13 protein-coding genes are annotated in these 14,646 nt (G+C 55.1%); 4 read left to right on the top strand and 9 right to left on the bottom strand.

Annotated features, from left to right (window positions below; genetic code table 11):
- Nucleotides 1–54: 54 nt before the first annotated feature.
- Both rep and AC1MKH_RS00575 read right to left on the bottom strand, forming a co-directional pair.
- Entirely contained in the window at nt 55–2,076 is a 2,022-nt protein-coding gene (gene rep, locus AC1MKH_RS00580; RefSeq protein ID WP_276223150.1) for a DNA helicase Rep, read from the bottom strand.
- Nucleotides 2,077–2,181: 105 nt separating this feature from the next.
- The gene (locus tag AC1MKH_RS00575) at nt 2,182–2,868 is read right to left on the bottom strand and encodes a DUF7822 domain-containing protein (RefSeq protein ID WP_276223152.1); all 687 of its coding nucleotides are present in this window, start codon (nt 2,866–2,868) and stop codon (nt 2,182–2,184) included.
- A gap of 101 nt (nt 2,869–2,969) precedes the next feature.
- On the opposite strand from AC1MKH_RS00575, the gene ppiC (AC1MKH_RS00570) reads away from it, so the two are divergent.
- On the top strand, nt 2,970–3,251 hold the full coding sequence (gene ppiC / locus AC1MKH_RS00570) for a peptidylprolyl isomerase PpiC (protein WP_276223154.1): 282 nt from the start codon (nt 2,970–2,972) through the stop codon (nt 3,249–3,251).
- A gap of 49 nt (nt 3,252–3,300) precedes the next feature.
- Nucleotides 3,301–3,582: a peptidylprolyl isomerase PpiC gene (gene ppiC, locus AC1MKH_RS00565; RefSeq protein ID WP_015966460.1), complete on the top strand. Its 282-nt coding sequence runs from the start codon at nt 3,301–3,303 to the stop codon at nt 3,580–3,582.
- Nucleotides 3,583–3,702: 120 nt separating this feature from the next.
- Here ppiC (AC1MKH_RS00565) and ilvC read toward each other — a convergent pair whose 3' ends face one another.
- Nucleotides 3,703–5,178 carry a ketol-acid reductoisomerase gene (ilvC, locus tag AC1MKH_RS00560; protein ID WP_276223156.1) on the bottom strand — a complete coding sequence of 492 codons (1,476 nt, stop codon included), beginning with the start codon at nt 5,176–5,178 and terminating at the stop codon, nt 3,703–3,705.
- Nucleotides 5,179–5,329: 151 nt separating this feature from the next.
- Between ilvC and ilvY the strand changes: the two genes are divergently transcribed.
- Nucleotides 5,330–6,220 (top strand): HTH-type transcriptional activator IlvY, encoded by an 891-nt coding sequence (gene ilvY / locus AC1MKH_RS00555; RefSeq protein ID WP_276223158.1) that lies wholly within the window; start codon nt 5,330–5,332, stop codon nt 6,218–6,220.
- On the opposite strand, the gene ilvA is transcribed toward ilvY, so the two are convergent.
- The 6 genes from ilvA to ilvL all read right to left on the bottom strand — a co-directional run bounded on the left by ilvA (nt 6,217) and on the right by ilvL (nt 12,768).
- Complete coding sequence (gene ilvA / locus AC1MKH_RS00550; protein ID WP_044867235.1) at nt 6,217–7,761, bottom strand: threonine ammonia-lyase, biosynthetic; 1,545 nt, start codon at nt 7,759–7,761, stop codon at nt 6,217–6,219. The two genes, ilvY and ilvA, sit on opposite strands and share 4 nt — an antisense overlap.
- A 2-nt stretch (nt 7,762–7,763) precedes the next feature.
- The gene (ilvD, locus tag AC1MKH_RS00545; RefSeq protein WP_276223160.1) at nt 7,764–9,614 is read right to left on the bottom strand and encodes a dihydroxy-acid dehydratase; all 1,851 of its coding nucleotides are present in this window, start codon (nt 9,612–9,614) and stop codon (nt 7,764–7,766) included.
- 62 nt (nt 9,615–9,676) lie between these two features.
- On the bottom strand, nt 9,677–10,606 hold the full coding sequence (locus tag AC1MKH_RS00540; protein WP_015966465.1) for a branched-chain amino acid transaminase: 930 nt from the start codon (nt 10,604–10,606) through the stop codon (nt 9,677–9,679).
- Between the two features lie 17 nt (nt 10,607–10,623).
- A complete protein-coding gene (gene ilvM / locus AC1MKH_RS00535) occupies nt 10,624–10,887 on the bottom strand; it encodes an acetolactate synthase 2 small subunit (RefSeq protein WP_015966466.1) in 264 nt (87 codons plus the stop codon).
- Complete coding sequence (gene ilvG, locus AC1MKH_RS00530; protein ID WP_276223162.1) at nt 10,884–12,530, bottom strand: acetolactate synthase 2 catalytic subunit; 1,647 nt, start codon at nt 12,528–12,530, stop codon at nt 10,884–10,886. The genes ilvM and ilvG overlap by 4 nt, the downstream gene beginning before the upstream one ends.
- Nucleotides 12,531–12,669: 139 nt before the next feature.
- A complete protein-coding gene (gene ilvL, locus AC1MKH_RS00525; protein ID WP_015966468.1) occupies nt 12,670–12,768 on the bottom strand; it encodes an ilv operon leader peptide in 99 nt (32 codons plus the stop codon).
- Between the two features lie 351 nt (nt 12,769–13,119).
- On the opposite strand from ilvL, the gene AC1MKH_RS00520 reads away from it, so the two are divergent.
- Nucleotides 13,120–14,640: a YifB family Mg chelatase-like AAA ATPase gene (locus AC1MKH_RS00520; protein ID WP_276223165.1), complete on the top strand. Its 1,521-nt coding sequence runs from the start codon at nt 13,120–13,122 to the stop codon at nt 14,638–14,640.
- The last annotated feature ends 6 nt before the right edge of the window (nt 14,641–14,646 follow it).

Below are 14,646 nucleotides of genomic sequence, written 5' to 3'. Positions count from 1 at the left end.
GAGAATTTTTGCTATATCAGGCCGGGTAAGGCGAGGCTGCTCCCCGGCACTGTTTTATTGACCGCGTTTTGCCGCCATCATCGCTTTCAGATTCGCCAGATGGCTCTGCCCTTTCTGCATTCGCTCTTCCGCGCTGACCACTTTACGTTCCTGCTCCCACTGTAAATCATCCTGCGGAAGTTCCAGTAAAAAGCGGCTCGGCTCCGGGCGCACCAGTTCACCATACTGACGACGCTCTTTGCACAGGGTAAAGATCAACTCCTTCTGCGCGCGGGTAATACCCACGTAGGCCAGACGGCGCTCTTCATCAACGTTATCTTCATCGATGCTGCTCTGGTGCGGCAATAACCCCTCTTCCATCCCGACCAGGAACACATACGGGAATTCCAGGCCTTTTGACGCGTGCAGGGTCATCAGTTGCACCTGATCCAGCTCTTCCTCGCTTTCCCCGCGCTCCATCATATCGCGCAGCGTAAAGCGGGTGACCACCTGCGTCAGAGTCATCGGTTCGTCGATTTCACTGCCTTCCAGCATCTCCGTCATCCAGCCAAACAGCGTGTTGACGTTTTTCATGCGCATTTCGGCGGCTTTCGGGCTGGCGGAGGTTTCAAACAGCCAGGACTCATAATCAATGCCGTGGATAAGGTCGCGCACCGCCGCGATAGGTTCACGTTCGGATAGACGCTGCACTTCACCTAACCACTGAGTGAAACGGGTTAAGGATTCGTACCCGCGCCCGGTGAGCGTCTGCGTCAGGCCCATATCAAAGCTGGCGGCAAACAGGCTTTTGTTGCGGGTCATCGCCCACTCACCCAGCTTTTGCATTGTTGCCGCGCCGATTTCACGCTTCGGCGTGTTGACGATACGCAGGAACGCGCTGTCGTCGTCCGGGTTGGTCAGCACGCGCAGATACGCCAGCAGATCTTTAATTTCCGGACGTGAGAAAAACGACGTGCCGCCGGAAATTTTGTACGGGATGCGGTTCTGCATCAGGAATTTTTCGAACACCCGCGACTGGTGGTTGCCGCGATAAAGGATGGCGTAATCCTTATACTGCGTTTTGTTCACGAAGTGATGGGCGATCAGCTCGCCGGTTACGCGCTCGGCTTCATGCTCTTCATTGTTGGCACTCAGCACTTTGAGCTCTTTCCCATAACCCAGCTCAGAGAACAGGCGTTTTTCAAAGACGTGCGGGTTATTGGCGATCAGGATATTCGCCGCTTTCAGGATGCGTCCGGAGGAACGGTAGTTCTGCTCAAGCTTAATCACCTGAAGAGCAGGGAAATCCTCACTCAGCAGTACCAGGTTTTGCGGACGCGCGCCGCGCCAGGAGTAAATCGACTGGTCATCGTCACCTACCACAGTAAAACGCGCCCGTTGCCCCACCAGCAGCTTCACCAGTTCATACTGGCTGGTGTTGGTATCCTGATATTCGTCCACCAGCAAATAGCGAATCTTGTTCTGCCAGCGCTCGCGCACCTCTTCATTACGTTGCAGCAGCAGCGTCGGCAGTAAAATCAGATCATCGAAGTCGAGCACGTTGCACGCTTTCATATGCGCGTCGTACAGGCCATAGCAGTGGGCAAAAATACGGTCCCGCTCGCCTTTCGCGCCAGCCGCCGCCTGCGCGGGTGATTTCAGATCGTTTTTCCAGTTGGAGATCGTCGAGATCAGCTGTTGCAGCTGCACTTTATCGTCTTCGATCAACCCTTCGGTGAGATCCTTCAGCAGGGCGACCTGATCCGTATCGTCAAAGAGAGAGAAGTTGGATTTCATTCCCAATGCGGCGTATTCGCGTTTGATGATATCCAGCCCCAGGGTATGGAACGTCGAGATCATCAGGCCGCGCGCCTCTTTGCGCCCCAGCGTCTGCGCGACACGCTCTTTCATCTCGCGCGCCGCCTTATTGGTAAAAGTGACCGCAGCGATGTGTCGCGCCTGATAACCGCATTGATGGATCAGGTGGGCGATTTTATTGGTGATCACGCGAGTCTTACCGGAACCCGCGCCCGCCAGCACCAGGCAGGGGCCGGTAACGAATTCGACAGCTTGTTGTTGGCCGGGGTTTAAACGCATAGAAATATTGCTCAATCTTCGAACGGGGGGAGGATTGTAGCAGAAAGTGGGCTGGGAGTGTCGACCGGTAACCGCGGCTACGTGGCCGCGGGGTTACATCAAATATTAATCCTGAAGAGACGCTTCAAATTCAGCTCGATTCCAGAGACCAAAGTATAAATGCTCGCTCCAGTAACCTACACCGGCAGGGTATCCATCGTCACTACGATCATAATTTTTATTCAGTTGGAGCAGACTGAAAGGAACCATCGCCAGACCAGCAGATAACTCACCCGCGTGACGCATCTGTTCAACCGCTTCAGCAATATTATCAGAAAGCGCCTGCACCGCAATTCCAGCCATAAAACAATTGGATAGCTCATCCTTAACTCTTTGTTCAAGTTCCTCCTCACTGCTTTCCGTCATCATATCCAGCTCAATAGTCTCGAGTAACAGATACTTATTACGGTGAGATTCCAGGAAATCCAGTGCTTCGGTAATTTCTTCAGAGAGATAAGATGCTTCGGCGGCAGGAATAGCAGCCTTCAGAACGATAAAAAATTTCTTTAACCTTGCGAAGCCAATCTCAAAATCACTACAGATGGCATGCAGCTTCGTTTTTTCCCCAGCAGGCTCATCGTCGAAACCGTCAGAAATGAGTGAAGCGCAAAGTTGAGGATCGCCTGACATCAGAATGCGATAGGAAAGAGGAACAAGATAACCCCACTCAGACAGACTTGATACACTTTCAGGACGATCGAAATAAGAGGTGGGGCGGTTACTCAGGCTATACAGGTAGGCACGGTTGGCCATCGCTAACTCCTTGCGAATAATTTCAACACGAAATAATAAGCATACTCTCTTTGTATTATTGTTGTATAAATCAGGGATCACAAATTCTATACGAGGCCACCATGGCAAAGAGCGCCGCAGCCCTGCACATCCTGGTCAAAACCGAAAAACTCGCCCTGGAGATCCTCGCCAAACTGGATCGCGGCGTCAGCTTTGATCATCTGGCAAAACGCTATTCGAGCTGCCCGTCCGGGCGCAACGGCGGCGATTTAGGCGAATTCAAACAGGGCATGATGGTGAAAGCGTTCGATGACGCCGTCTTCAGTTGCCCATTGTTGAAACCTTACGGGCCGGTGAAAACCAAATTTGGCTATCACATCATCAAGGTGTTATATCGCCGATAACGCGTGCTAAAATCGCCAGCCTTATTGACCCCTTTCGAAGGCGCATATCATGGCAAAAACAGCAGCAGCACTGCATATCCTTGTTAAAGAAGAAAAACTGGCTCTGGATCTTCTGGAACAACTTAAAAACGGCGCCGATTTCGGAAAGCTGGCGAAGAAGCACTCTACCTGTCCGTCAGGCAAACGCGGTGGGGATTTAGGTGAATTCCGTCAGGGTCAGATGGTTCCGGCGTTCGATAAAGTGGTGTTCTCTTGCCCGGTGCTGGAGCCGACTGGCCCGCTGCACACCCAGTTCGGCTATCACATCATTAAGGTGCTGTACCGTAACTAATGCCCCTCACCCTAACCCTCTCCCGCAGGGAGAGGGAACGGATGGTGCAAATAGTTAAATGTGTGCGGTTTTCACCCTCTCCCTGTGGGAGAGGGCCGGGGTGAGGGCATCAGCGCGCAGTTATCCTGCAACCGCAATACGTTTCATATCCGTCATATAGCCACGCAGTTTCTGGCCGACTTTCTCAATCGCATGACCACGAATCGCTTCGTTCACATCACGCAGTTGCGCGTTATCAACAGCACCTTCGGCAATCGCTTTACCCAGATCGCCTGGCTGAATTTCCGTCATGAACGATTTCAGCAGCGGCACACAAGCGTAAGAGAACAGGTAGTTACCGTACTCGGCGGTATCAGAGATAACCACGTTCATTTCATACAGACGCTTACGGGCGATGGTGTTAGCAATCAGCGGCAGTTCGTGCAGTGATTCATAGTAAGCAGACTCTTCGATAATACCGGAATCAACCATGGTTTCGAACGCCAGCTCAACGCCTGCTTTTACCATCGCGATCATCAGTACGCCTTTATCGAAGTACTCCTGCTCGCCGATTTTGCCTTCATACTGCGGCGCGGTTTCGAACGCGGTTTTGCCAGTCTCTTCACGCCAGGTCAGCAGTTTCTTATCGTCGTTGGCCCAGTCAGCCATCATGCCGGAAGAGAATTCGCCGGAGATGATGTCATCCATATGTTTCTGGAACAGCGGTGCCATAATCTCTTTCAGCTGTTCTGACAGCGCGTAAGCACGCAGTTTCGCCGGGTTAGAGAGACGGTCCATCATCAGGGTGATGCCGCCCTGTTTCAGCGCTTCGGTGATGGTTTCCCAGCCGAACTGAATCAGTTTTTCGGCATATGCCGGATCGGTGCCTTCTTCCACCAGCTTGTCGAAGCACAGCAGAGAGCCAGCCTGCAACATACCGCACAGGATGGTTTGCTCACCCATCAGGTCAGATTTCACTTCCGCAACGAAGGAAGATTCCAGCACGCCCGCACGGTGACCACCGGTTGCTGCCGCCCATGCTTTAGCGATCGCCATGCCTTCGCCTTTCGGATCGTTTTCCGGGTGAACGGCAATCAGCGTCGGTACGCCGAATCCACGTTTGTACTCTTCACGCACTTCAGTGCCTGGGCATTTCGGCGCCACCATCACTACGGTGATGTCTTTACGGATTTGCTCGCCCACTTCTACGATGTTAAAACCGTGAGAGTAACCCAGCGCCGCGCCGTCTTTCATCAGCGGCTGTACGGAACACACCACGTCGGAGTGCTGCTTGTCCGGCGTCAGGTTAACCACCAGATCCGCCTGCGGGATCAGTTCTTCGTAAGTGCCAACTTTGAAACCGTTGTCAGTCGCTTTACGCCAGGATGCGCGCTTCTCAGCGATCGCTTCTTTACGCAGGGCATAGGAGATGTCCAGACCAGAATCACGCATGTTCAGGCCCTGGTTCAGACCCTGTGCGCCACAACCGACGATGACCACTTTTTTACCCTGAAGGTAGCTCGCGCCGTCAGCGAATTCGTCGCGGCCCATAAAGCGACATTTGCCCAACTGTGCCAGCTGCTGGCGCAGATTCAGTGTATTGAAGTAGTTAGCCATGGTGATTCCTCGTGATGTTGTGCTTCTTATTGTTCGGTTCGCTGTTGAGCGAGAATGTCACCACATTACAACAGGAAATTTATTGCGGAAATTGATATATTCACAACGTCACATTGCAATTTCTGCAACGTCAAAATCGAGGGCTGAGCCTGTGGATTTACGCGATCTGAAAACCTTCCTGCATCTGGCGGAAAGCCGTCATTTTGGCCGTAGTGCGCGGGCGATGCACGTTAGCCCGTCCACGCTTTCGCGTCAGATTCAGCGGCTGGAAGACGATCTCGGTCAGGCATTATTTGTGCGCGATAACCGTACGGTGACGCTGACCGAAGCGGGCGAAGAGCTGCGTGTTTTCGCCCAGCAAACGTTGTTGCAGTACCAGCAGTTGCGCCACACCATCGACCAGCAAGGGCCATCGCTCTCTGGCGAGTTACATATTTTCTGCTCGGTGACCGCCGCTTACAGCCATCTTCCGCCGATTCTTGACAGATTCCGCGCGGAACACCCGTCGGTGGAGATCAAACTCACCACCGGTGATGCGGCGGATGCGATGGAAAAGGTCGTCACTGGCGAAGCAGATTTGGCGATTGCCGGGAAACCGGAGACTCTGCCAGGCGCGGTGGCGTTTTCGATGCTGGAGAACCTCGCGGTGGTGCTGATTGCACCCGCGCTGCCCTGCCCGGTGCGCAATCAAGTTTCGGTAGAGCAACCGGACTGGTCAACAATACCGTTCATCATGGCCGATCAGGGGCCGGTGCGCCGCCGCATTGAACTGTGGTTCCGACGCAACAAAATCAGCAACCCGATGATTTACGCCACGGTTGGCGGGCATGAAGCGATGGTTTCGATGGTGGCGCTCGGCTGTGGCGTGGCGCTGTTGCCAGAAGTGGTGCTGGAAAACAGCCCGGAACCCGTGCGCAACCGCGTGATGATTCTGGAGCGTAGCGATGAGAAAACGCCGTTTGAGCTGGGCGTTTGTGCACAAAAAAAGCGGCTGCATGAGCCGCTGATTGAGGCGTTCTGGAAGATTTTACCCAGCCACTAACCCGCCAAAAAGAACCTGAACGCCGGGTTATTGGTTTCGTCGTGGCAATCGTAGCCCAGCTCATTCAGCCGGGTTTCGAAATCAGGTTCATGGTCGCCAAGCTCGAAGGCCGCCAGTACGCGCCCGTAATCAGTGCCATGACTACGATAGTGGAACAAAGAAATATTCCAGTGCGTACCCAGCGTGTTGAGGAAGCGCAACAGCGCGCCCGGTGATTCAGGGAATTCGAAGCTGTAGAGGCGTTCCTGCAACGGATGCGATGGACGCCCGCCGACCATATAGCGCACGTGTAGCTTCGCCATTTCGTCGTCGGAGAGATCGACCACGCTGTAGCCGCCATCGTTGAGCATCTGCAAAATTTCTTTGCGCTCCTCAAGGCCGCGGCTTAAGCGCACGCCGACAAAGATGCAGGCGTTTTTGGCATCGGCAAAACGGTAGTTGAACTCGGTGACCGAGCGCCCACCAAGCAGCTGGCAGAACTTCAGGAAGCTGCCTTTTTCTTCCGGGATGGTTACCGCCAGAAGCGCTTCACGCTGTTCGCCCAGTTCGCAGCGTTCCGAGACGTAGCGCAGGCCGTGGAAATTGACGTTCGCCCCCGAAAGCACATGCGCCAGTCGTTCGCCGCGAATGTTGTGCTGGGCGATATATTTTTTCATTCCTGCCAGCGCCAGCGCGCCAGACGGCTCCGCCACCGCGCGCACATCTTCGAATAAATCCTTCATCGCCGCACAGATCGCATCACTATCGACGGTGATGATGTCGTCGAGATACTCCTGGCACAAACGGAAAGTTTCATCGCCGATGCGTTTTACCGCAACACCTTCGGCGAACAGCCCTACGCGCGGCAGATCAACCGGATGACCCGCATCCAGCGCCGCTTTCAGGCAGGCGGAGTCTTCCGCTTCCACGGCGATCACTTTGATTTGCGGCATCAGCTGTTTGATCAGCACCGCCACACCCGCCGCCAGGCCGCCGCCGCCGACCGGTACAAATACGCGATCAAGATGGGCATCCTGCTGGAGCAGTTCCAGCGCCAGCGTGCCTTGCCCGGCGATCACCATCGGATGATCGAACGGCGGCACCCAGGTGAAGCCCTGCTGCTGAGACAATTCAATCGCTTTGGCTTTTGCTTCATCGAAGTTCGCACCATGAAGCAGCACTTCGCCGCCGAAGCCGCGTACCGCATCAACTTTGATGTCAGCGGTGGCGGTTGGCATGACGATCAGCGCCTTCACACCTAACCGCGCAGAAGAAAACGCCACGCCCTGCGCGTGGTTACCCGCCGAGGCGGTGATCACGCCGTGCGCTTTCTGTTCTTCCGTCAGGCCCGCCATCATGGCGTATGCGCCACGCAGCTTAAAGCTGTGCACCGGCTGGCGGTCTTCGCGCTTCACCAGAATCACGTTATCAAGACGCGACGACAGTTTTTCCATTTTCTGTAGCGGCGTGACCTGCGCCGCTTCGTAGACCGGCGCGCGTAGCACCGCTCTTAAATATTCGGCGCCTTCCGGGGCGCCGGACAGGGGTTGCGAGTCAGCCATCATTAACCCCCCAGTTTCGATTTATCGCGCACCGCGCCTTTGTCGGCGCTGGTCGCCAGGCTGGCGTAGGCACGCAGGGCAAAGGAAACCTGGCGTTCACGGTTTTTCGGCGTCCAGGCCTGGTCACCACGGGCTTCCTGCGCTTCACGACGCGCGGCAATTTCCTGGTCGCTCAGTTGCAACTGAATGCCGCGATTCGGAATGTCGATTTCGATCAGGTCGCCATCTTCAATGATCGCGATATTGCCGCCGCTTGCCGCTTCCGGTGAAACGTGGCCGATGGAAAGGCCGGAAGTGCCGCCAGAGAAACGACCGTCGGTGATCAACGCACAGGCTTTGCCAAGGCCCATCGACTTCAGGAAGGTGGTCGGATAGAGCATTTCCTGCATGCCAGGGCCACCTTTCGGACCTTCGTAGCGGATCACCACGACATCACCCGCGACGACTTTACCGCCGAGGATCGCTTCAACCGCGTCATCCTGGCTTTCGTACACTTTCGCCGGGCCGGTGAATTTGAGGATACTGTCATCGACGCCCGCGGTTTTCACGATGCAGCCGTTTTCCGCAAAGTTACCGTAGAGTACCGCCAGGCCGCCGTCTTTGCTGTACGCGTGCTCCAGCGAGCGAATGCAGCCATTGGCGCGGTCGTCATCGAGAGAATCCCAACGGCAATCCTGCGAGAACGCCTGGGTGGTACGGATACCCGCCGGGCCGGCACGGAACATATTTTTCACCGCATCATCCTGAGTCACGACGATGTCGTATTGCTCAAGGGTTTGTGGCAAGGTCAGGCCCAGCACGTTTTTCACATCGCGATTCAGTAAGTTAGCACGATCCAACTCGCCCAGAATCCCCAGTACACCACCCGCACGGTGAACATCTTCCATATGGTACTTCTGCGTACTCGGCGCGACTTTACACAGCTGCGGAACCTTACGGGAGAGCTTATCGATATCACTCATGGTGAAGTCGATTTCCGCTTCCTGCGCCGCCGCCAGCAGGTGGAGTACCGTGTTGGTAGAGCCGCCCATCGCGATATCCAGCGTCATGGCGTTTTCAAACGCCGCTTTGCTGGCAATGTTACGCGGCAGCGCAGAGGCATCATCCTGCTCGTAATAGCGTTTAGTCAGCTCAACAATGCGCGTACCGGCATTGAGGAACAGCTGCTTACGGTCCGCGTGGGTTGCCAGCAGCGAGCCGTTACCCGGCTGCGACAGGCCCAGCGCTTCGGTCAGGCAGTTCATCGAGTTAGCGGTGAACATCCCGGAGCAGGAACCGCAGGTCGGGCAGGCGGAACGTTCAACCTGATCGCTCTGCGAGTCAGAGACTTTCGGGTCTGCGCCCTGGATCATCGCATCCACCAGATCGAGTTTGATTATCTGATCGGACAGCTTGGTTTTTCCGGCTTCCATCGGGCCGCCGGAAACAAAGATCACCGGAATATTCAGGCGCAGGGAGGCCATCAGCATCCCCGGGGTGATTTTGTCGCAGTTAGAGATACAGACCATGGCGTCGGCGCAGTGGGCGTTCACCATATACTCAACGGAGTCGGCGATCAGTTCGCGAGACGGCAGTGAATAAAGCATGCCCCCGTGGCCCATGGCGATACCGTCATCCACCGCAATGGTGTTGAACTCTTTGGCTACGCCGCCTGCCGCTTCAATCTGTTCAGCAACCAGTTTACCGAGGTCGCGCAGGTGCACATGGCCCGGCACGAACTGGGTAAACGAGTTTACAACCGCGATAATCGGCTTACCGAAATCGGCGTCGGTCATCCCGGTGGCGCGCCACAGTGCGCGGGCACCCGCCATATTGCGGCCATGGGTGGTGGTAGCGGAACGATACTTAGGCATGCTTTATTTACTCCCAGTGTCTGTCTAATAAAAGGGACGGTGCGTGCCGTCCCCTTTCTTTGTTAGTGATTAACCTGATCCAACCAGCCCCATTTATCCTCGGTTTCACCGGTGAAGAGGCCAAAGAATGCTTGCTGAATACGCTTGGTGACCGGGCCACAGCGGCCTGCGCCTACCTGGATGCCGTCGACGCTACGTACTGGCGTGATTTCTGCCGCCGTACCGGACATAAAGACTTCATCCGCCAGGTACAGGGATTCGCGCGACAGCACCTGTTCGCGAACTTCAATATCGAGATCTTTCGCCAGTTTGATGATGGCGTCACGGGTGATGCCCGGCAGCGCGGAAGAGGTGAACGGCGGTGTAAACAGGATGCCATCTTTCACTTCAAACAGGTTTTCGCCCGCACCTTCAGAGATATAGCCGTTCACGTCCAGCGCGATGCCCTCCTGGTAACCGTGGCGACGCGCTTCGCTGCCAACCAGCAGGGAAGAGAGGTAGTTACCACCGGCTTTTGCCGCCGTCGGGATGGTGTTCGGCGCAACGCGATTCCAGGAAGAGACCATCGCATCAATCCCCTGATCCAGCGCTTCTGCGCCCAGGTACGCGCCCCATGGGAACGCAGCGATAATCACGTCAGTTTTGTAGCCATCCGGCGGATTCACCCCCATACCGACGTCGCCCACGAAGACCAGCGGACGAATATAGGCGCTGGTCAGATTGTTTTTGCGGATCACCGCGCGGCAGGCTTCCATTAATTCATCAACGCTCTGAGAGACCGGGAAGCGATAGATTTTGGCTGAGTCATGCAGACGCTGCATGTGTTCGCGATGGCGGAACACCACTGGCCCTTTGTGAGAATCGTAGCAACGGATACCTTCGAAGACGGAAGTACCGTAGTGCAGCGCATGGGACATCACGTGAACTTTCGCTTCACCCCATGGAACCATCTCACCGTTGAACCAAATGTAATCAGCTTTTTTCGTCGTCATTTTTCTTCCTTTTGCGCTCAGGCGCTAATTTGTTGTGATGTTGTCTGGCACTGATGGACGGCGACAGAAGCAACGTCCACCAGTTTACTTAACTGACTAAACAGTAATTCGACCGGGCGGGGACTGGCAACGGTCAATTCGATATTTATATTCTGTGCATCGGAGGCCGCTTCCATATTCATGGCGCAGATTTGAAAACCGCGATGGCGAACGACGCGTAACACACGTTCCAGCGTTTCTGGGTTGAAGCGAGCCTGCACGGCGAGCTGATGTTGCATCATGATAATTTCTCCAGCATTTCTGCATTACTGGCACCGGGCGGTACCAATGGCCAGACGTTCTCAAGTTCGTCTATTGAGACATGAAGCAGGTACGGGCCTTCGCTTGCCAGCAGGGTGTCGAGTGCCGCTTCAACCTGGTCTTTACGGGTGATGTGCTGGCCAGGGATGCCGAAGGCGCTGGCCAGAGTGAGAAAATCAGGGTTATCGGTGAGCGTGGTTTCGCTGTAGCGCTCCTGGAAGAACAACTGCTGCCACTGGCGAACCATGCCTAAACGCTGGTTATCCAGCAGGACGATTTTCAACGGCAGCTGTTTACGCTTCACGGTGCCCAGCTCTTGTACGTTCATCATGAACGAGCCGTCCCCGGAGATGCAGATGACCGTGTCGTTCGGGCGGGCAACCTGCGCGCCAACCGCCGCCGGCAGGCCGAAGCCCATGGTGCCTAATCCGCTGGAGGTGATGAAGTTTTCCGGGCGGGTGTAGGTCATGTGTTGTGCGGACCACATCTGGTGCTGACCCACGTCGGTGGTGACAACGCTGTCAGCAGGCTTACGATCGGAAAGCTGTTTGAGCAGCAACGGCGCATAGATAGCCTCGCCCGGATGATCGTAACGCCACGCGTGTTCCGCGCGCAGTTCTGCATTGTGCTGACGCCACGCATCAATCGACAGCGACTGTTGCAACTCGGGCAGTAATGCATTCAGGTCGCCCTGCAGTGCAACGTGTGCCTGACGAAGCTTGTTCATTTCCGCCGGGTCGATATCCATGTGGATCACTTTGGCGTGCGGTGCGAAGGTATTCAGCTTGCCGGTCACGCGGTCGTCAAAGCGCGCGCCAACGGCGATCAGCAGGTCACTCTCCTGCACCGCCAGGTTCGCGGCTTTGGTGCCGTGCATCCCCAGCATGCCGAGGTAATACGGATAATCAGCATCAACCGCACCAAGGCCTTTCAGTGTGCAAGTCGCAGGCATCTGAGTGACGGCGATAAATTCACGTAACGCGGGAACCGCCTGCGCCATCCCGACGCCGCCGCCCACATACAGCATCGGTTTTTTTGCCTGCGCCAGCATCTGACGAGCGACATCAACATCGGCGTGCGGGAACGTATCTTCGCTGGCGACGGTGGAAAAATGGGGTTCCAGATCGCCCTGCGCCACCTGAATATCTTTCGGAATATCAACCAGAACGGGGCCCGGACGGCCTGAGTTTGCCACCTGGAATGCTTCTGCCATCACGCGCGGCAGCTCTTCCAGCGACTGCACCAGGAAACTGTGTTTGGTGCAGGAGAGTGATAAACCGAGGACGTCCACTTCCTGAAACGCATCCGTTCCGATGAACGGAGAAGCCACCTGGCCGGTGATCGCCACAACCGGAACAGAGTCCAGCAGTGCATCAGCGAGGCCGGTTATCAGGTTGGTTGCACCAGGACCAGAGGTTGCGATGCAGACACCCGTTTTACCGGTGGCACGCGCATAACCAATTGCCGCCATCGCCGCGCCCTGCTCGTGTCGGCACAACAGGTGCTCCACGCCGCCGTCATACAATGCATCGTAAACCGGCATAATTGCGCCACCCGGATAACCGAAAACTGTCTCGACTCCTTGTGCCCGCAACGCATGTACTACCCACTGTGCCCCATTCATAGTTAGTTCCCCGCCGTAGATCGGGAGAAACAGGATTTTGTGCTACAACTCATAATCTGCTCCTCGCTATTGTTTTTAAGTCATAAAAAAACCCCCGGACCTTTCGGTGCGGGGGTCTTAGTTCGTTAAGGCTTGATTTCTAAGCCTTTCCTCGTCCAAGTGCAGCCCCGCACGGTGGGATAATAATCACCACCACGCTAATCACGACCAGGCTAATCACTCGTAGAAGGGCTTTCATTTTTGTCTATTCTTGCATCTTGTTCGAAGGAATGCCTACAGAGTTACCACAGACGTTAAGAACAGCACAAGTTTTTTTTATTACTGTGATATTCATCATGCTGCGAATTTTGCACAAGACATTTGTTTTATATGAAAAAATTATGAATTGAATTTTTTTCACCTGTTGGGCATTTTCACTACTGTTGCACCTTCAGGAATGCCCAGACGGCGAAAAATGCGAGAAACACTCGAATATTATTGAAATACCATGAAACAGCAGCGATATGCCGGAATCCTCGCCGTAAAATCAAAAACTCGACGGTTATTTGCATCACAATGACGCGCATAATGCCGCACATCAGGAGGCATTATGTCACTATCCGTTGTCTACACGCGCGCGGCGCTTGGCGTTACCGCCCCGCTCATTACCGTTGAAGTTCACATCAGCCAGGGGTTGCCTGGCCTCACCATGGTTGGCCTGCCGGAGACCACCGTAAAGGAAGCGCGCGACCGCGTTCGTAGCGCAATTATCAACAGCGGTTATGAATACCCGGCTAAAAAAATTACGATCAATCTGGCACCGGCCGACCTGCCAAAGGAGGGAGGCCGATATGATTTACCTATCGCTCTCGCGCTTCTGGCGGCCTCTGAGCAGCTCAATCCACAGAAGCTGGGTCAATACGAGTTTGTGGGCGAACTTGCGCTTACAGGCGCCCTACGCGGCATTCCCGGTGCAATTTCAGCGGCAATTGAAGCGAGTAAAGCCGGTAGGCAGATTGTGGTGGCTGAAGATGATGCTGCGCAGGTTGGCTTATTGGGCGGCAGTGAATGCTATATCGCGAATCATTTGCAGGAGGTCTGCGCCTTTCTTGAAGGAAATCACGCATTACGCACGGCGCAGCCTGATACGACGCCGGTGCACCTGATATGCGAAGATTTGAGCGACGTCATCGGCCAGCAGCAGGGAAAACGGGCGCTGGAAGTTACCGCTGCGGGTGGCCACAATCTTTTGCTTATTGGCCCACCAGGTACCGGCAAAACGATGCTCGCCTCGCGTCTGCGCGGGCTGCTACCTCCGCTTAACGATCGGGAAGCGCTGGAAACGGCGGCAATTGTCAGCCTGGAGAATGCCAGTAGCGTGCAGAAACAGTGGCGTCAGCGCCCTTTCCGTTCTCCACATCACAGCGCATCGTTAACCGCCATGGTGGGCGGCGGGTCAATTCCGGGGCCTGGCGAGATCTCGCTGGCGCATAACGGCGTGCTGTTTCTCGATGAACTTCCGGAATTTGAACGTCGGGTGCTGGATGCCTTGCGCGAACCCATTGAGTCAGGGCAGATTCACATTTCGCGAACAAGGGCGAAAATTACCTATCCGGCGCGTTTTCAATTGATTGCAGCAATGAACCCCAGCCCAACCGGGCATTATCAGGGAAATCACAATCGCTGTACGCCAGAGCAAACGCTACGTTATCTGGGGCGTTTATCGGGTCCGTTTCTGGACCGCTTTGATCTTTCCCTTGAGATACCGTTACCGCCGCCAGGAATATTGAGTCAGGCGCGTCAGGGGGAAGAAAACAGCCAGACAGTACAGGCTCGCGTCATTGAATCCCAGACGCGTCAGTATCATCGGCAGGGGCAGCTCAACGCCAGACTTGGCAGTAGTGATATTCGTCGCTTCTGTGCGTTGTGTGATGAGGATGCGCTATGGCTGGAGCAAACGCTCACCACGCTGGGGTTATCGATACGCGCCTGGCAGCGCTTGTTAAAGGTGTCGCGCACTATTGCCGATCTGGAAGGGGTGGACGCTATTGCGCGTCATCATCTCCAGGAGGCGCTGAGTTATCGGGGTATTGACCGGGTACTGATTCATCTGCAAAAGCTGTTGCATTAAAAAAGG

It is taken from the genome of Pseudocitrobacter sp. CD920760 (genome assembly GCF_057782505.1).
The sequence above is the reverse complement of the archived record's forward strand: the minus strand, read 5'-3'. Positions and strand labels throughout refer to the sequence as shown.